Source organism: Thioclava dalianensis, from assembly GCF_000715505.1.
GTDB lineage: Bacteria > Pseudomonadota > Alphaproteobacteria > Rhodobacterales > Rhodobacteraceae > Thioclava > Thioclava dalianensis.
In genome coordinates this window covers 126,807-142,948 of record NZ_JHEH01000003.1, presented here as the reverse complement: position 1 = coordinate 142,948, position 16,142 = coordinate 126,807, and the positions used below count along the sequence as shown (strand labels likewise).

Annotated in this window: 18 protein-coding genes; 13 read left to right on the top strand and 5 right to left on the bottom strand. The window is 64.5% G+C overall.

What is annotated here, in order from left to right; translation table 11 throughout:
• Together pcaG and DL1_RS03675 are read left to right on the top strand one after the other, a co-directional pair.
• A complete protein-coding gene (gene pcaG, locus DL1_RS03680; protein WP_038062620.1) occupies window positions 1-600 on the top strand; it encodes a protocatechuate 3,4-dioxygenase subunit alpha in 600 nt (199 codons plus the stop codon).
• Window positions 601-661: 61 nt separating this feature from the next.
• On the top strand, window positions 662-1,729 hold the full coding sequence (locus tag DL1_RS03675; RefSeq protein ID WP_248642582.1) for a 3-carboxy-cis,cis-muconate cycloisomerase: 1,068 nt from the start codon (window positions 662-664) through the stop codon (window positions 1,727-1,729).
• On the opposite strand, the gene DL1_RS03670 is transcribed toward DL1_RS03675, so the two are convergent.
• Window positions 1,726-2,403, bottom strand: a complete 678-nt coding sequence (locus tag DL1_RS03670) for a GntR family transcriptional regulator (RefSeq protein ID WP_081856243.1) — start codon at window positions 2,401-2,403, stop codon at window positions 1,726-1,728. The two genes, DL1_RS03675 and DL1_RS03670, sit on opposite strands and share 4 nt — an antisense overlap.
• A gap of 75 nt (window positions 2,404-2,478) precedes the next feature.
• Complete coding sequence (locus tag DL1_RS03665) at window positions 2,479-3,663, bottom strand: M24 family metallopeptidase (RefSeq protein ID WP_038062617.1); 1,185 nt, start codon at window positions 3,661-3,663, stop codon at window positions 2,479-2,481.
• 186 nt (window positions 3,664-3,849) lie between these two features.
• Between DL1_RS03665 and ehuB the strand changes: the two genes are divergently transcribed.
• The 8 genes from ehuB (at window position 3,850) to DL1_RS03625 (ending at window position 10,534) form a co-directional block, all read left to right on the top strand.
• Window positions 3,850-4,692 carry an ectoine/hydroxyectoine ABC transporter substrate-binding protein EhuB gene (gene ehuB / locus DL1_RS03660; RefSeq protein WP_038062614.1) on the top strand — a complete coding sequence of 281 codons (843 nt, stop codon included), beginning with the start codon at window positions 3,850-3,852 and terminating at the stop codon, window positions 4,690-4,692.
• Between the two features lie 79 nt (window positions 4,693-4,771).
• Entirely contained in the window at window positions 4,772-5,437 is a 666-nt protein-coding gene (gene ehuC, locus DL1_RS03655; RefSeq protein WP_038062612.1) for an ectoine/hydroxyectoine ABC transporter permease subunit EhuC, read from the top strand.
• A gap of 3 nt (window positions 5,438-5,440) precedes the next feature.
• Window positions 5,441-6,112, top strand: coding sequence for an ectoine/hydroxyectoine ABC transporter permease subunit EhuD (gene ehuD, locus DL1_RS03650; RefSeq protein ID WP_038062606.1), 672 nt, complete (start codon window positions 5,441-5,443; stop codon window positions 6,110-6,112).
• Complete coding sequence (gene ehuA / locus DL1_RS03645; RefSeq protein ID WP_038062602.1) at window positions 6,112-6,927, top strand: ectoine/hydroxyectoine ABC transporter ATP-binding protein EhuA; 816 nt, start codon at window positions 6,112-6,114, stop codon at window positions 6,925-6,927. Before ehuD ends, ehuA begins: the two co-directional genes overlap by 1 nt.
• On the top strand, window positions 6,927-7,925 hold the full coding sequence (eutB, locus tag DL1_RS03640; RefSeq protein WP_038062599.1) for a hydroxyectoine utilization dehydratase EutB: 999 nt from the start codon (window positions 6,927-6,929) through the stop codon (window positions 7,923-7,925). The genes ehuA and eutB overlap by 1 nt, the downstream gene beginning before the upstream one ends.
• Window positions 7,915-8,895 carry a cyclodeaminase gene (locus DL1_RS03635; RefSeq protein WP_038062597.1) on the top strand — a complete coding sequence of 327 codons (981 nt, stop codon included), beginning with the start codon at window positions 7,915-7,917 and terminating at the stop codon, window positions 8,893-8,895. Before eutB ends, DL1_RS03635 begins: the two co-directional genes overlap by 11 nt.
• Window positions 8,896-8,983: 88 nt before the next feature.
• Entirely contained in the window at window positions 8,984-10,000 is a 1,017-nt protein-coding gene (locus tag DL1_RS03630; protein WP_051693291.1) for a LacI family DNA-binding transcriptional regulator, read from the top strand.
• A gap of 93 nt (window positions 10,001-10,093) precedes the next feature.
• The gene (locus tag DL1_RS03625; protein WP_038062594.1) at window positions 10,094-10,534 is read left to right on the top strand and encodes a YtoQ family protein; all 441 of its coding nucleotides are present in this window, start codon (window positions 10,094-10,096) and stop codon (window positions 10,532-10,534) included.
• A gap of 3 nt (window positions 10,535-10,537) precedes the next feature.
• Here the strand turns inward: DL1_RS03625 and DL1_RS03620 are convergent, their stop codons facing one another.
• Together DL1_RS03620 and DL1_RS03615 are read right to left on the bottom strand one after the other, a co-directional pair.
• Window positions 10,538-11,557: an SDR family NAD(P)-dependent oxidoreductase gene (locus tag DL1_RS03620; protein ID WP_038062591.1), complete on the bottom strand. Its 1,020-nt coding sequence runs from the start codon at window positions 11,555-11,557 to the stop codon at window positions 10,538-10,540.
• Window positions 11,558-11,665: 108 nt separating this feature from the next.
• Window positions 11,666-12,427 carry an IclR family transcriptional regulator domain-containing protein gene (locus DL1_RS03615; protein ID WP_177195331.1) on the bottom strand — a complete coding sequence of 254 codons (762 nt, stop codon included), beginning with the start codon at window positions 12,425-12,427 and terminating at the stop codon, window positions 11,666-11,668.
• Window positions 12,428-12,531: 104 nt separating this feature from the next.
• Between DL1_RS03615 and DL1_RS03610 the strand changes: the two genes are divergently transcribed.
• The 3 genes from DL1_RS03610 to pcaF are packed head-to-tail and all read left to right on the top strand — an operon-like array spanning window position 12,532 to window position 15,127.
• On the top strand, window positions 12,532-13,239 hold the full coding sequence (locus DL1_RS03610) for a 3-oxoacid CoA-transferase subunit A (protein ID WP_038062587.1): 708 nt from the start codon (window positions 12,532-12,534) through the stop codon (window positions 13,237-13,239).
• Window positions 13,236-13,925 (top strand): 3-oxoacid CoA-transferase subunit B, encoded by a 690-nt coding sequence (locus tag DL1_RS03605; protein WP_038062585.1) that lies wholly within the window; start codon window positions 13,236-13,238, stop codon window positions 13,923-13,925. The genes DL1_RS03610 and DL1_RS03605 overlap by 4 nt, the downstream gene beginning before the upstream one ends.
• On the top strand, window positions 13,925-15,127 hold the full coding sequence (pcaF, locus tag DL1_RS03600) for a 3-oxoadipyl-CoA thiolase (protein ID WP_038062582.1): 1,203 nt from the start codon (window positions 13,925-13,927) through the stop codon (window positions 15,125-15,127). The genes DL1_RS03605 and pcaF overlap by 1 nt, the downstream gene beginning before the upstream one ends.
• Before the next feature lie 51 nt (window positions 15,128-15,178).
• Here the strand turns inward: pcaF and DL1_RS03595 are convergent, their stop codons facing one another.
• Window positions 15,179-16,078 (bottom strand): LysR family transcriptional regulator, encoded by a 900-nt coding sequence (locus DL1_RS03595; protein ID WP_342726746.1) that lies wholly within the window; start codon window positions 16,076-16,078, stop codon window positions 15,179-15,181.
• Window positions 16,079-16,142 lie beyond the last annotated feature (64 nt).

Here is a 16,142-nt window from a genome sequence, read left to right as displayed (position 1 = left end):
ATGGTCCAGAAACTCGACATTTTGCAAGAAACGCCGTCGCAAACCGCAGGCCCTTACGTCCATATCGGCCTGATGCCGAGCTATACCGGCAATGGTCAGATCTTCGCGCAAGAGGTCGGCGTGAGCCCGATCGAAGAGGGGGCCGAGGGCGAGATCATCGAGATCGTGGGCTCGGTCTTTGACGGCACCGGTTGGGCGCTGCGCGATGCGCTGATCGAGAGCTGGCAGCCCGATGCAAAGGGACGCTTTGCCGGGCAAGAGGGGGCCGATCCCAAGGTCTCGGGCCTGTGCCGCTTTGCCGCCGATGCGACGAGCGGAGAGTTCACCTTGCGCACGATCAAACCCGGCGCGGTGCGCAACCGTGCGGGCGTGATGCAGGCGCCCCATATCTCGCTTTGGATCGTCTCGCGCGGGATCAATATCGGGCTGAGCACGCGGATCTATTTCGACGACGAGGATAACAGCGCCGATCCGCTGCTGGGGCGGATCGAGCAGTCCCCGCGCGTCGAGACCTTGATCGCCAAGACTGAGGCGCCGGGCCGCTACCGCTTTAACATTCGCCTGCAAGGTACAGATGAGACGGTCTTTCTCGACCTCTGAGTGTGGCTGTGATTGAGTGATTGGGGCGGCGCTATGCCGCCCCGTTTCATGGGAGACAGGGATGATGGCAAGCGGCGTTTTCGACCACCCTTGGCTTGGCGGATTGTTTGGCGACGCGGCGATGGCCGAGATCTGGTCGCCTGAGCGCCAGCTTGCGCAGATGCTGGCCTTCGAGCGCGCTTGGAGCGGGGCGCGCGGGGCTTGCGGATTGAGCGATCCGGCACTGGCCGGGCAGGCGCAGGCCGCAATCGACGCGGCCCGGATCGTGCCCGAGGATCTGCGCGCGGGCATGGCGCGTGACGGGGTGCCGGTGCCTGCGCTGGTCAAGCGGCTGCGCGCGGATCAGCCCGAGGATGTGAGCGCTGCGATCCATACCGGCGCGACCTCGCAGGATGTGCTCGACACGGCGCTTGCGCTGAGCTTACGCGACAGCTCGGATCTGATCGCCGCGCGGCTGGAGGGGCTGAGTGCGGCGCTTGCAGCCCTTGAGGCCCGGTTCGGCGCGCAGCCCTTGATGGGCCGCACGCGGATGCAGGCCGCGACGGAAATCACCGTGGCCGACCGGGTGGAAACATGGCGGTTGCCGCTTCTGGCCCATCTGGAGCGGCTGACGCATCTGCGCCCCCGGGTCGAGCGGGTGCAGCTGGGCGGTGCGTCGGGCGACCGCGCGGCGCTGAGCGGGCAGGGCCAGCCGATGGCCGATCATGTGGCCGCCGCTCTGGGGCTGTCGAGCGCGGCGCAGGCTTGGCATGCGATGCGCGACGGGGTGGCCGACTATGCCGGGTGGCTCTCGCTGATCACCGGCACGCTTGGCAAGGCCGGTCAGGATATCGCGCTGATGGCCCAGCAGGGCATCGGTGAGATCGCGCTGACGGGCGGCGGTGGGTCCTCCGCGATGCCGCATAAGCAAAACCCGGTTCAGGCCGAGCTGTTGGTGACGCTTGCCCGGTTCAACGCGACGCAACTCGCAGGGATGCATCAGGCGCTGGTCCACGAGCAGGAACGCTCTGGCGCTGCGTGGTCGCTGGAATGGATGATCCTGCCGCAGATGGCGCAGGCTACGGGCCGGGCGCTGAGTGTGGCGCAGGCGCTGATCGGGCAGGTTGAGCGGATCGGAACGCCGGGCTAGGCCCCCTCGGGCGGGCGCATCCGCGAGAAGCTCAGCGAGATATGTCCGCGCCGGATATGGCCGACCGCATCAAGATCGCCCGCCTCAAGCGCGCCGAGAATGTCGCTCACCTCGCGGGCATAGATCTGAAGCTCTTGCATCAGGTCGATCTGCGAGGCGGTGACCTGCAGCAGCCAGATCCGGGTCGAGCGGAAATAAAGCCGCTCAGACATCGCGCGCAGCGGCTGGTTCGCGGTCAGTTCGAGCAATGTCAGAAACATGTCGTGATCGAGCTGGGCGAAGGCCTTGGCGGAGGGCGCCGATTGCAGCCCCTCTGCGCGCGCAAGCAGGCCGCGCACCTTTGCGATCAGCGCGGGACCGGGCGTCACCACGTCGAGCTTGGTCTGCAGCAGCACCAATTCCTTGCGCAGTTTATAGACCTGCGCCAGCTCATTGTAATCGACATCGGTGACGAAGGTGCCGACGCCTTGCACCGAGTCCAGCAAACCCTCATCCTCCAGCCGCCCCAGCACTCGGCGCAGCGGTGTGCGCGAGATGCCGAATTCCGCGGCAAGCTCGGTCTCGGAGAGTTTCTGGCCGGGGTGATAATCCAGCAGGCAGATGCGCGAACGGATCGCATCGTGGATCGTATCGATCCGGGCGCGCGCACGCGGGGCTTCGGTCGTTTCGATCACTCTGTCCAGTCCGGCCTCCCTTGGTTCCCGGTAGAGTGCCCTTGCGCGCAGCCTCGGCGCAAGGGCAAATGCCGTTCAATCCTTGACGAAAAGCTGGCGCGGGATGGTGCAGAGCGGCTCTGCCGGGCCATCCTCGCGGATCAGGATCGTCTCGGTCGTCTCGATCCCCCAATCATCCATCCAAAGGCCCGGCATGAAGTGGAAGGTCATACCCGGCTCCAGTATCGTCTCATCCGAGGCCCGCAGGCTGACCGTGTGCTCGCCCCAATCGGGCGGGTAGCTCAGCCCCACCGCATAGCCACAGCGATTGTCCTTGGTGATGCCCATTTTCGAGAGCTCCCATTCAAGGGCGCGGGCGATGTCGCAGGCCCGGTTGCCCGCGCGCGCCACCTCGATTCCGGCGGCCAGCCCAGCCGTGATCGCCTCGGAGGCGTCGAGCATCTCCTGCGGCGGCGTGCCCAGAAAGATCGTCCGGCAGAGCGGCGCGTGATAGCGGCGATAGCAGCCCGATTGCTCAATGAAGGTAGCCTCGCCGGATTTCAGCGCCTCGCCATTCCATGTCAGATGCGGAGCCGAGGCATCCGCGCCCGAGGGCAGCAGCGGCACGATAGCAGGGTAGTCGCCCCAGCTGTCTTCCTCGCCCTGCACAGCGGTCTTATACAACTCGCCCACCAGATCGTGCTTGCGCATACCGGGCTCGGCCAGCTCGACCGCGCGCGCGATCACCAGTTCGGAGATCCGCGCCGCCCGGCGCATGAAGGCCAGCTCCTCGTCGGATTTGATCAGGCGTTGCCAGTTCACCAGTGTCGAGGCATCGATCAAGCTGGCATCGGGAAGCCCCGCCTCAAGGACACGCCCGGCGCGCGCGGTGAAGAAATAGGTCTCCATCTCGACGCCGATCCGGGCCTCGCCAAAGCCCATGATCCGCAGATGCGAGGCCAGATCCTCCATCGCATGGCTGTCGGGAGACTGGATGTAGCGATCCGCATAGGTGAGGATCTGGTCATCCTCCATCCAGACCGTGCGCCGCGCGCCGTTGCCATCCTGCTGACGCCCCCACCAGAAGGGCGCACCCTCATGGGTCAGGATCACGCCCTGATGGACGTAAAAGGACCAGCCGTCATAGCCGGTCAGCCAGAACTGGTTGGAGGGGTTGGTGATGAACAGCACATCGATCCCCGCGCGCGCCATTTCGGCGCGGGTGAGCGCGATCCGTCGGTCATATTCGGGTTTCGAGAAGGGAGGTTTCAAGATGGGCATGGCGCGGCCTCTTTGATTGTGCACAACATATGGGCTATCTAGCCGATCCAGCCCCAAGTTTCAGATGACAAGCGGGTGTAAATAGGGCGATCGGGTTGACACTTCCAAGATTCTCATAGGTGTTGTGTACATCCGATGCGGGAAGAAGACCCTTCCCGTCAATTAAAAAACCAAGGGGAGAGACGTATGAAATCGATCTTGAAATCTGTCGCCGCCGCAGGGCTTGGGCTTGCGCTGAGCGCGACCACGCTCGTTGCGGGCCCTCTGATGGACCGTATCAACAAGGGCGAGCCGATCCGTATCGGCTTTGCCAATGAAGTGCCGTGGGCCTATCCCGGCGATAACAACAAACCGCTGGGTTTCGTGAACGCCTATGTTCTGGGTGTGCTCCACGAGATGGGCTATGACAACGTCAAGCCGGTCGTGACCGATTGGGGCGGTTTGATCCCGGGGCTGAATGCGGGTCGCTTCGATATGGTGACCGGCGGGCTCTATATCCTCAATTCGCGCTGCCAGAACGTTCTGTTCTCCGAGCCGATGGCCAAGGTGGGCGATGCCTTCATCGTGCCCAAGGGCAATCCGAAGAACCTCAACAACTATGAGCAAGTGGCCAAGGCGGGCGCGACCTTCGTGACCGGTGCGGGCTATAACCAAGTGGAATCGGCCAAGAAGGGCGGCATCAAGGACAGCAATGTCATGACCGTTCCGGGCCCGACCGAAATCCTCGCCGCCGTGCGCGCAGGCCGCGCCGATGCGGGCGGTGTGACCTATTTCACCGCGCAGAACCTCGCCAAGCAATCGGGCGGGACGGTGCAGGTCTCGGATGTCAGCCAGCTTCCCGATTGGACGCAAAACTGGGTCGGCATCGGCTTTCGCAAGAATGACGGCGATTTCGTGAAGAAATTCAACGCCGCTCAAAAGAAATATCTCGGCTCGCCCGCGATGATGAAGGCGGTCGAGGAATATGGCTACACCAAAGCCAACCTTCCCGGCGACAAGACGTCGGCTGAAGTCTGCAAAATGCGCTGATCCATACGCGTGATACTGGGCGGGCCGGACCACCACCGGCCCGCCTGTTTGGGGCACTCCACGCGCGTATGAGGCAGGGATGAGTTATACCGACTTCTTGCGCCAATATGGCGACCGGTTCTGGGATGGCACGCTGATCACGGCGCAGCAATTCCTGCTGGCGAGCCTTTTGGCCATTGCGATCGCCTTGCTGGCGGGGCTGATGAAGCTTTCGCGCAATCGCCTGATCCGAGGCATTGCGGTCGTCTATATCGAAATTTTTCGCGGCACCTCGTTGCTGGTCCAGCTTTACTGGATCTTCTTCGTGCTGCCGCTCTTCGGGCTGACCTTGGCGAAATTCACCGCAGGCTTCGTGGCCGTGGGGATGAACCTTGGCGCCTATGGGGCCGAGCTGGTGCGCGGCGGCATTCAATCCGTGCCCAAAGGGCAATGGGAAGCCGCCTATGCGCTCTCGATGAGCCCGGCGCGGCGGATGTGGCGGATCATCCTGCCGCAAGCCTTCGTCAATATGCTGCCGCCTTGGGGCAATCTGCTGATCGAGCTGTTGAAGAACACGGCACTGGTCGCGCTGATCTCGGTGTCGGACCTGATGTTCGAGGCCAAGCAGATCAATGGCACGACCTTCTTGTCGGCCCAGACCTTCGGCACCGCGCTGATCATCTATTACGTGCTGGCGCGCTTCATAGTGACACCCTTCATGCGCTGGCTGGAGCGGGTGATGCGCCGCAAGTTGGGGAGGGCCTGAGCCATGGGATTTAACTGGAACTGGGCTTTCACCTGGGAGATCCTGCCCAAGCTGCTGCATGCCACGCTCAACACGCTGATGGCGGCCGGGTTTGGCTATGCCATCGCGCTTGTGCTGGGGATGGTCTTCGCGCTGGCGCAGCGCACGCCCTATTGGGCGCTGACCAAGGTGGTGCGTGAGGTGGTGGAGTTCATCCGCTCGACGCCGCTGATCCTGCAGATCTTCTTTGTCTATTACGTGGGGCCGCAATTCGGCCTCAAGCTCGGGCCGTGGACGGCGGGCATGATCGCCATCGGGCTGCACTATTCGGCCTATCTCTCCGAGGTCTATCGCGGCGGGCTTGAATCGGTGGCCAAGGGGCAATGGGAGGCCTGCACGGCGCTGAACCTGTCGACCCGCGACACGTATTTGCGCATCGTGATCCCGCAGGCGATCCCGCCTGCGCTGGCGGGCATGGGCAATTACCTCGTGGGGATCTTCAAAGATACGCCGATGCTCTCGGTGATCGGCGTGGCCGAGCTGATGCACACCGCCAATGCGATTGGCTCGTCGAGCTATCGCTATCTTGAACCCTATACGCTGGTGGGGATCATCTTCCTCGCCATTTCGCTTCCCACCGCTGCTCTGATCCGCGTCTTCGAGGGTTATGTGCGGCGCAAACTTGGACTGAAATGATGGAAGATCTTTCCCAATATCCGTTGGAGCTGAAGGGGCCCGATATCCCGATGGTCCGGTTTTCGCGCGTGACCAAGCGCTATGGCGATCTGACTGTGCTCGACGATCTCGATCTGGACGTGACGACCGGTGAGATGGTGACGATCATCGGCCCTTCAGGGTCTGGCAAGACCACCGTGCTGCGCATGCTGATGACGCTTGAGACGATCAATGAGGGCGTGATCTATGTCGATGGCCAGCCGCTCACCCATATGGTCAAGGGCGACAAGCTGGTGCCTGCGGATCGCAAATATCTGCGCAAGATGCGCTCGCAGATCGGAATGTGTTTCCAGCATTTCAACCTGTTTCCGCATATGACGGCGCTTGAGAACTGCATGGAGGGTCCGGTTCAGGTGCTCGGCATGAAGAAGAAAGAGGCGCGCGAGCGCTCGGAGGAGTTGCTGGAGCTGGTCGGCATGGCCGACAAGCGCGATCAGCACCCCTCACGGCTCTCGGGTGGGCAGCAGCAGCGTGTGGCGATCGCCCGGGCGCTCGCGATGCGGCCCAAGGTGATGCTCTTTGACGAGGTCACCTCGGCGCTCGATCCGGAGGTGATCGGCGAGGTCACCAACGTGATCCGTTCGCTGGTGGATGAGCATAATCTGACGATGCTGATGGTCACGCACCAGATGGGCTTTGCCAAGGATATCTCGGATCGGGTCTGCTTTTTCTATGGCGGCTCGATCGAGGAGCAGGGCACGCCGGAGGAGCTTTTCGGCAATCCGCAGAAAGAGCGCACGCAGCAATTCCTGAGCGCGGTCAAAGAGGCTGGCTGATGGTCGTTCTGGCCGATGTGGAGGCGGCAGCGCAGGTCATCGCCGGTCAGGCCGATGCCACGCCTCTGGTGCCCTCGATGTTGGGGCCGCGTCTGGGCGGGGATCTCTGGCTCAAGCTGGAGATCTGCCAGCCGATGGGGGCCTTCAAGCTGCGCGGCGCGCTCAACGCGCTGGCGCATCTGCCAGAGGCGGCCGCAGGCGTTACCTGCTGCTCGACGGGAAATCATGGCCGTGCGGTGGCTTACGGGGCAAAGCTCAGGCAAATCCGCGCCGTGATCTGCATGTCCGAGCTGGTCCCGCAGGCCAAGGTCGACGGCATCCGGGCGTTGGGCGCAGAGGTGCGCATCAAGGGGCGCTCGCAGGACGAGGCCCAGCTTGAGGCCACGCGGCTGGTGCAAGACGAAGGGCTGATCGACATTCCGCCCTTCGATGATCCGCATGTGATTGCAGGCCAAGGCACCATCGCATGTGAGATGCTGCGCGCGCGTCCCGATCTCGACACGCTGCTGATCCCGCTTTCGGGCGGGGGTTTGGCGGCGGGCATGGCGGTGGCGGCCCGCGCGCTCAATCCCGATATCCGGTTGATCGGCATCAGCATGGATCGCGGCGCTGCGATGGCAGCCTCCATCAAGGCGGGCCATCCGGTCGCGGCGCGCGAGGTGGCCTCGCTGGCCGACAGTCTGGGCGGCGGGATCGGCCTTGAGAACAAGCACAGCTTTGCGCTGTGTCGCGATCTTCTCGACACGGTCGTGCTGGTCTCGGAAAATGAGATCTACGCCGCGATGCAGGCGCTTTACTACGAGGATCGCCTGATCGCCGAGGGGGCCTGCGCGGTTGGCATCGCGGCGCTGATGGCGGGCAAGATCGCGCCGTCCGCGCAGATGGGAACGGTGCTGACCGGGCGCAACCTCGATATGGAGCAATTCACCCGGGTCATCACCGGTCAGGACGTGCGCCTTGATGAGATCACCGTGAAAGGAGCCCCCTATGCCCCATGAAATCCGCATCCTGACCGAGGCGCAGCTGCGCGAGATCGTCACGCTCGATGGCGAGATGCTCGATGTGATCGAGGCGGGGTTTGAAGCGCTTGCAGGCGGCGATGTCGTGATGCCGCCCGTGCTGTCGATGGCGATTGCCGAGCATCACGGCGAGGTCGATGTGAAGACCGCCTATGTGCCGGGGTTTGATGGCTTCGCGCTCAAGGTCTCGCCCGGGTTTTTCGACAATCCCAAGCTCGGTCTGCCCAGCCTCAACGGGCTGATGATCCTGTTTTCGGCCACGACGGGGCTGGTGCGCGCGGTGTTTCTCGACAATGGCTATCTGACCGATATCCGGACGGCTGCGGCAGGCGGGATTGCGGCGCGCCATCTTGCTCCCAAGGTCGACACGATGGGGGTGATCGGTACCGGTGTGCAGGCCCGCTTGCAGGCCCGTGCGGCGTTTCTCGCGCGCCCGTACCGGCGCTGCCTCGTTTGGGGGCGCGATCCGCAGCGCGCCGCGCAATGCGCAGCCGACATCGCCGAGGCGACGGGCGCACAGTGCGAGGCGGTGAGCGAGATCGCCCCGCTCGTGGCGCAGTCGCAGCTTGTCGTCACAACGACGCCCGCCACCGCCCCTTTGATCACCGCCGAGATGCTGCATCCGGGGTTGCATATCACCGCGATGGGCTCGGATCAGTCGGGCAAGACCGAAATCGCGCCGCAAGCGCTGGGCGCGGCGGATCTGTATGTCTGCGACCGGGTGAGTCAATGTGCGCTGATGGGAGAGCTGCGCGGCGCCCGCGCGGTGGGGCTGATGCCTGACACGCCGCCCGAGCTGGGCGAGATCATCGCAGGCACGGCCGAAGGACGGCAGGGCGGCAATCAGATCACGATCTGCGATCTGACCGGCACGGGGGTGCAGGACACCGCGATTGCAACCCATGTCGCCGCGCGATTGGGTACGGCTGGCACGGTGATCTCGGCCTGAGCGCCTTGGCAGTTGACTTTGCAACCGGGGCGCGAACACTGGGGCGGAGGCTGGTAAGATCGGCCCCCCTTGAGTGAGCGATGCGAGAATGGCGACCCTGAAAGATATCAGCGCGGCAACCGGAATTTCGGTCACGCAGGTCAGTCGGGCGCTGGGCGGGTTCAGCGATGTGGGGGCGGAGACCCGTGCGCGCGTGCGCGCCGCCGCCGATCAGCTTGGCTACCGCCCCAATGCGCTGGCCCGCGCGCTCAAGAGCGGGCGCAGCGGGGTTGTGACGCTGCTGATGCCGGAAGAGGTCAGCCCCGGTACCCGCGCGCAACTGTTCGAGACGATCCATGGTCTGACGCAGGCCTGTGCGTCGCGCGGCTTGCGGCTGGCGCTGGAGGTTGTGCCGCAAACGGGCGCGTTTGACCCCGAGGCGCTTTTCGCGCGCGGTCCGGTCGACGGGGTGATCGTGCTCGACCCCATGGAGCGCGACCCTCGGATCGAGGCGCTGATGGCGCAGCGCGTGCCCTTGGTGGTGCGCGGGCGCGATCCGGGGCAGGCGCATCCCTGCATTGATCTCGATTTTGCGCAGATCGGCTGGCAACTTGCGCAGGCGGCTTGCCGCGCGGGCCATCGCCGGGTGCTGTGCCTGAGCGGTCCCGAGACGCAATACGCAGCGCGCGCGTTCGGGCAGGCGGTGTCTGAGGTGATGGGCGAGGCGGGGCTGGCAGAGGGGCTGCATCTGGCCCCAAGCGTCGCCAGTCAGGCGCGCGGGCGCGAGCTTGCACTGCTGTGGCTGGCGCGCGCGGATCGCCCGACCGCCATCGTGGCCGCCAATGCCGCTCTGGCCGCCGGGGTCTATGAGGCCGCAGCCGAGCTGGATCTGGCGATTCCGCGCGATCTGTCGGTGCTCGCGCATGATGACGGGCGGCGCGATGGCGACCCGTCCGATGCGTCCACCTTCACGCCTGCGCTCACCGGAACGCTCGCGCCGCGCCGCGCCGAATTGGACGCGCTGGCAAACCATCTGGCCGCGCAGATCGCGGGCTCGGAGCCGAGCACGCGCCCGCAGCTTCTGGGCGCGCCGTTCCACGAGGGCGGCTCGCTCTCGGCGCCGTGATCGCGCCTGCCGCTTGCTTGCGCGTCTGTGCTGTTGCATCACTGCGAACCCCGCGCCAAACTCTGGTTCCAAGGCAACCAGAGGAGCGCAAGAATGCTCAAAGTTTATCTGTCGGGCGAGATCCACACCGATTGGCGCGAAGACGTCAAATCGGCCTGTAAGGGGCTCAAGATCGAGTGGTTCGGGCCCGTCACCGACCACGCGGCCAGCGATGATTGCGGCGTCGAGATTTTTGGGCCGGAGCCCGACAAGTTCTGGCATGACCGCAAGGGCGCGGCGCTCAACGCGATCCGCACGCGCTCGGGCATTGAGGGCTGCGATCTGCTGGTTGTGTGTTTTGGCGAGAAATACAAGCAGTGGAACGCGGCGTTTGACGCGGGCTATGCGGCGGCCTTGGGCAAACCGATCATCGTGCTGCAACCCGAAGATCACGACCACGCGCTCAAAGAGGTCGATGCCGCTGCCAATGCCGTCGCGCGCACCCCCGGCGAGGTCGCCCGCGCGCTGCGTTATGTTTTGACCGGCACGCTGTAGGGGTCAGCGCTCGTAATAGTCGCGAAACCACGCGACAAAGCGGGTCACGCCCTCGCGGAACTCGGTCTGAGGCCGGTATCCGGTGAGTGATTGCAACAAGCGCGCATCCGCCCAGGTTGCGGGCACATCGCCCTTCTGCATCTCCATGTAGTTGCGCTTGGCCGTCATTCCGAGCGCGTCCTCGATGGCCTCGACGAAATCCAGAAGCTTCACCTTGTCCGAATTGCCGATATTGACGATGCGGTAGGGGGCCACGGGCGAGAGGCTGTCGCCCTCTGCGATCTCCTCGGGGTCTTGCGGACGCACCGGGGCCGCACCGATCAGACCTGCAATCCCGCGCACCAGATCATCGACATAGGTGAAATCACGATACATCTCGCCGTGATTGTAGATGTCGATGGGCCGACCATCGAGGATCGCATCGGTGAATTTGAACAGCGCCATATCGGGCCGCCCCCACGGGCCATAGACCGTGAAGAAGCGAAACATCGTGGTCGGGATATTCCACAGATGGGCATAGGAATGGCCCATCGCCTCATTGGCTTTTTTGGTGGCGGCATAGATCGTCAGCGGCGTGTCGGCCTTGTCGTTCTCGGCGTAGGGCATCTGCGTATTGGCGCCATAGACCGAACTGGTCGAGGCCATCAGCAGATGATCCACCTCATGACGGCGCGCGGCCTCCATCACGTTGAACGTGCCAAGGATATTGGTCTCGATATAGGCGCGCGGGTTTTCCAGCGAGTAGCGCACCCCGGCTTGCGCGGCGAGATGCACGATCACATCGGGCTTGAACGCATCAATCGCGGCATCGAGCGCCTCGCGATCCTCCAGCATCGCCTCGGTCGCGCTGAAGGCACCGTTTTGCAGCAGCATCGCATGGCGGCGCTGTTTGAGCGCGACATCGTAGTAATCGGTCAGCCCGTCAAAGCCATGCACCCGCGCGCCTTCGGCCAGCAGCAGTTTGGCCAGATGGTAGCCGATGAATCCGGCCGAGCCGGTAATGAAGATGCGTTGGGAGGACATGCAGGCCAGTTCCGCTTGAGATCGTTGCGCGCACCATAGAGAGGCTTGGCGCGCGCCTCAATCAATGTGTTTGGCGATCTGTGTGGTCATGCGTCGGCCCGACCCGCCTTAGCGCAACACTCGGCGCAGGCCCGACTGCACCTGCTCGAGCGCATCGCGATACTGATGCACCAGCGTCTCGGGCGGCGCATCGCTCACCGCCATCCCGGTATTGAGAGCCGCCACCACCTGCCCATGCCCGTTGAACAGCGGCACTGCGAGCGAGCGCAGACCGGCCTCGACTTCCTGATCGATCAGCGCAAAGCCCTGCGCGCGCACTTCAGAGATCCGCGCCATGATCGCGTCCGGGTCGGTCAGGCTGTAGGGCGTGCGCGGCGTGAGATCCGAGGCCTCGATGCGCGCGCGGGCCTCAGTCTCGGGGAGCGCGGCCAGCAGCACCCGCCCCATCGAGGTGCAATGCGCAGGCAGCCGCGAGCCCGGCATCAGCCCGATCGACATCACCCGCGCTTGGGCGGCACGGGCGAGATAGACAATCTCGGTCTCATCGAGGATCGAGACCGAACAGCTTTGTCCAATCTTCTGGGTGAGCTGATCGAGCCAAGGCTGCACGATCTGCGGCAGCGGCAACGAGGCCAGCGCCCCCATCCCCAACCGCAGCACACGCGGCGTCAGCGTGAAGAACTTGCCGTCATACTCTGCATAGCCTTCGGCATGCAGCGTCAGCAGGCAGCGCCGCGCAGTGGCCCGGTCCAGCCCCGTATGCTGGGCGACCTCGGCGATGGACAGGCGCGGCGTCTGCGCCCCGAAGGCCGCGATCACCCGCAGCCCCTTGGCGAGCGAGGCGATAAAGTCGGTGGGATTGTTCAACATGCGCACGAAATTTTACGCGATCCGAACAAATGTCAAGATGCGCACGAAATTCATGGCCAGAGACCCGGCGCGCGCTTAGCTCAGAGCCGTACAGGAGGATCTTCATGGACAAGACAGTAGCATCTCTGGCCGAGGCGGTTGCGGATATCCCCGATGGCGCGACGGTCATGATCGGCGGCTTTGGCGGCTCGGGCGCGCCAATTGAGCTGATCCACGCGCTCATCGATCAGGGCGCAAAGGATCTCACCATCATCAACAACAACGCGGGCAATGGCCATGTCGGCATCGCGGCGTTGATCGAGCAGGGCCGGGTGGCCAAGATGATCTGCTCCTTCCCGCGTTCGGCCGATCCGCGCGTCTTCACCGAGCGCTATCTCGACGGGCGCATTGCGCTTGAGCTGGTGCCGCAGGGCACGCTGGCCGAGCGGATCCGCGCCGGTGGTGCGGGCATCCCGGCCTTTTACACGCCCACGAGCTACGGCACCGAACTGGCCGAGGGCAAACCGGTCGAGACCTTCGAGGGCCGCCCCTATGTGCAGGAGCGCTGGCTCAAGGCCGATTTTGCGCTGCTCAAGGCAGAGGAGGCCGATCCGCATGGCAACCTGACCTACCGGATGGCCGCGCGCAACTTCAACCCGCTGATGGCGACGGCCGCGGCCACGACCGTTGTGCAGGCCAGCAGGATCGTGCCCCTGGGCGGGATCGACCCCGAGCAGGTCATCACTCCGGGCATTTTCGTCAACCGGATCGTGCAGGTTGCCAATCCCGCACAGGAAGAAGAACTCAACCGCGCGGAGGCCGTCTACCCATGAGCATCGATCTCACCGATATTCAACTGTCCAACGCCCAGATCGCTTGGCGGGCAGCCCAAGACATCGAGGATGGCGCCTATGTCAATTTGGGCATCGGCTTTCCCGAGATGGTCGCGCGGTTTCAGCCCAAGGGTCATGAGGCGATCTTCCACACCGAAAACGGGGTGCTCGATTTCGGGCGCGCGCCCGAGCCGGGTCAGGAAGACTGGGATTGCATCAATGCGGGCAAGAAGGCGATCACGACCCGCCCCGGCACTGCGTTTTTTCACCATGCCGACAGCTTCGCGATGGTGCGCGGCGGGCATCTCGACGTGGCGATCCTTGGCGCTTATCAGGTCGCGCAGACCGGCGATCTGGCGAATTGGTCGACCGGCAAGGGCGGCGTGCCTGCCGTGGGCGGCGCGATGGATCTTGTGCATGGCGCCAAGCGCGTCGCTGTGCTCACCGATCATGTGACGAAAAAGGGCCAACCCAAGCTCGTCGATAAATGCACCCTGCCGCTGACCGGCGTGGGCTGCGTGACGCGGGTCTATACCTCGCTTGCGGTGATCGACGTCGAAGACGGTGTCTTCGTGCTGCGCGAGAAAGTGCCCGGCATTTCGCTGTCGGATCTGCAATCGCTCACCGGGGGTGAACTGAAGGAAGCGTCAAAAGTGGGCGATCTGATCTGCCCGGAGGATCTGTGATGCAAGACGCGTATATTTGCGATTATATCCGCACGCCCGTGGGCCGGTTTGGCGGCGCGCTGGCCTCGGTGCGCGCCGATGATCTGGGCGCGATCCCGATCCGCGCACTGATGGCGCGCCATGATCTCGACTGGGCTGCCGTGGATGAGGTGATCTATGGCTGCGCCAATCAGGCGGGCGAGGATAACCGCAACGTGGCGCGCATGTCGGCGTTGCTGGCGGGGCTGCCCGACAGCGTGCCGGGCACCACGATGAACCGGCTCTGTGGCTCGGGGATGGATGCCATCGTGACGGCGGCGCGGGCGATCCGCGCGGGCGAGATGGATCTGGTGATTGCAGGCGGCGTCGAGTCGATGAGCCGCGCGCCTTTCGTGATGCCCAAGGCCGAAGCGGCTTTCAGCCGTGCCAATGCGGTCTATGACACGACGATCGGATGGCGCTTCGTCAACCCGCTGATGAAGGCGCAATATGGCGTCGATTCTATGCCCGAGACGGCAGAGAACGTGGCCGATGATTTCGGCATCTCGCGCGCCGATCAGGACGCATTCGCACTGCGCTCGCAGGCCGCGGCTGGGGCCGCGATGGAGGCTGGGCGACTGGCCCAAGAGATCACGCCCGTCACGATCGCGCAGCGCAAGGGCGATCCCAAGATCGTCGATACCGACGAGCATCCGCGCCCGCAGACCGATGCGGCGGCCTTGGCCAAGCTGCGCCCCATCGTGCGCTCGGACGGCACGATCACGGCGGGCAATGCGAGCGGCGTGAATGACGGGGCGGCGGCGCTGATCATCGCCTCCGAGGCCGCGATCAAGGCACATGGGTTGCGCCCGATTGCGCGGATCTCGGGCGGGGCCACGGCGGGCGTGCCGCCGCGCATCATGGGCTTTGGCCCGGCGCCTGCCTCGAAGAAGCTGATGGCGCGGCTCGGGCTGACGCAAGATCAGTTCGACGTGATCGAGCTGAACGAGGCCTTTGCCAGCCAAGGGCTCGCGACGCTGCGCGATCTCGGGATTGCCGATGATGATCCGCGCGTGAACCCCAACGGGGGTGCGATTGCGCTGGGCCATCCGCTGGGCATGTCGGGGGCGCGTATCACCGGCACGGCTGCGCTGGAGCTGGCACGCCGGGGCGGCAAGCGGGCACTGGCCACGATGTGCATCGGCGTGGGGCAGGGTATCGCCATCGCGCTTGAGGCGGTCTGAGCGGTCTCTGCCTTTTGACCAAATCGGGCCGGGGGAGTGCCCCGGCCCGGATCATGTCAGGTGATGGGTGCGCGCATAGCTGCGCGTCTCGTCGAGGAAATTGATCACCTGCGGGGCGCGATTGTCACGCCGCGCATGCACCGAGAGCGCCGTGCCCGGATTATGGCCCGCATAGGGGCGATAGGTCACGCCCGGGCGCTGGGTATGCTGAACCGATTCCGGCACGACCGCGATCCCGGCCCCGACCGACACCAGACTGATCGCGCTTTGGAAATCCTGCACCATATCGACCGCGCGCGGCGTGAACCCCTCGCGCTCGCAGATCCCCAGCACCGTGTCGGCATAGCTGGGACGCGGGCGTGTGGGATAGAGCACAAAGGTCTCCTGCGCGAGGTCTGACATCCGCACGACCGGCTGCTCGGCCTGCGTGCAATTGTCCGGCAGCGCCAGGATCAGCGGCTCGCGGCACAGCAATTCGCGGCGAAACTCCTCGTCCTTCAGCTCGGGGCGCGCGACGGCGATGTCGATCTCGCGCTCGACCAAGGCGCTGTGGAGCGCTGCGTTGTTGAGCGCCTGAAGCGCAAGCTCCACGCCGGGATGGGCCGCGCGGTAGGATTTGATGAGCGCGGGCAGCACCCCATGCGAGGCCGATCCGACAAAGCCGATCCGCAGATGCCCGCCCGCGCCGGAGCCGATCTCGCGAGTCTCGCGATAGGCGGCATCGAGGCGCGCGAGGATCTGGCGGGCGTGGCTCTGCAACACGCCCCCCGCCTGAGTGAGTCGGATCTGGCTGCGTGAGCGGTCGAAAAGCTGCACCCCAAGCTCAGCCTCAAGCGCTGCGATCTGGCGCGAGAGCGGCGGCTGGGCGATCTCCAGCCGGGTGGCGGCGCGCCCGAAATGCAGCTCCTCCGCGACCGCCAGAAAATATTTGAGACGTTTGAGTTCCATCATGGCCGACTGATCCTTCGTGTCTCATGACAATAAAGGCATCGGCGCGCGGAGTCTCTTGCTGGTT

Coding starts and splice junctions, on each gene's coding strand:
- pcaG (WP_038062620.1), top strand. CDS start 1: ATGGTCCAGAAACTCGACATTTTGCAAGAAACGCCGTCGCAAACCGCA.
- DL1_RS03675 (WP_248642582.1), top strand. CDS start 662: ATGATGGCAAGCGGCGTTTTCGACCACCCTTGGCTTGGCGGATTGTTT.
- DL1_RS03665 (WP_038062617.1), bottom strand. CDS start 3,663: ATGCCCATCTTGAAACCTCCCTTCTCGAAACCCGAATATGACCGACGG.
- ehuB (WP_038062614.1), top strand. CDS start 3,850: ATGAAATCGATCTTGAAATCTGTCGCCGCCGCAGGGCTTGGGCTTGCG.
- ehuC (WP_038062612.1), top strand. CDS start 4,772: ATGAGTTATACCGACTTCTTGCGCCAATATGGCGACCGGTTCTGGGAT.
- ehuD (WP_038062606.1), top strand. CDS start 5,441: ATGGGATTTAACTGGAACTGGGCTTTCACCTGGGAGATCCTGCCCAAG.
- ehuA (WP_038062602.1), top strand. CDS start 6,112: ATGGAAGATCTTTCCCAATATCCGTTGGAGCTGAAGGGGCCCGATATC.
- eutB (WP_038062599.1), top strand. CDS start 6,927: ATGGTCGTTCTGGCCGATGTGGAGGCGGCAGCGCAGGTCATCGCCGGT.
- DL1_RS03635 (WP_038062597.1), top strand. CDS start 7,915: ATGCCCCATGAAATCCGCATCCTGACCGAGGCGCAGCTGCGCGAGATC.
- DL1_RS03630 (WP_051693291.1), top strand. CDS start 8,984: ATGGCGACCCTGAAAGATATCAGCGCGGCAACCGGAATTTCGGTCACG.
- DL1_RS03625 (WP_038062594.1), top strand. CDS start 10,094: ATGCTCAAAGTTTATCTGTCGGGCGAGATCCACACCGATTGGCGCGAA.
- DL1_RS03620 (WP_038062591.1), bottom strand. CDS start 11,557: ATGTCCTCCCAACGCATCTTCATTACCGGCTCGGCCGGATTCATCGGC.
- DL1_RS03615 (WP_177195331.1), bottom strand. CDS start 12,427: ATGTTGAACAATCCCACCGACTTTATCGCCTCGCTCGCCAAGGGGCTG.
- DL1_RS03610 (WP_038062587.1), top strand. CDS start 12,532: ATGGACAAGACAGTAGCATCTCTGGCCGAGGCGGTTGCGGATATCCCC.
- DL1_RS03605 (WP_038062585.1), top strand. CDS start 13,236: ATGAGCATCGATCTCACCGATATTCAACTGTCCAACGCCCAGATCGCT.
- pcaF (WP_038062582.1), top strand. CDS start 13,925: ATGCAAGACGCGTATATTTGCGATTATATCCGCACGCCCGTGGGCCGG.
- DL1_RS03595 (WP_342726746.1), bottom strand. CDS start 16,078: ATGATGGAACTCAAACGTCTCAAATATTTTCTGGCGGTCGCGGAGGAG.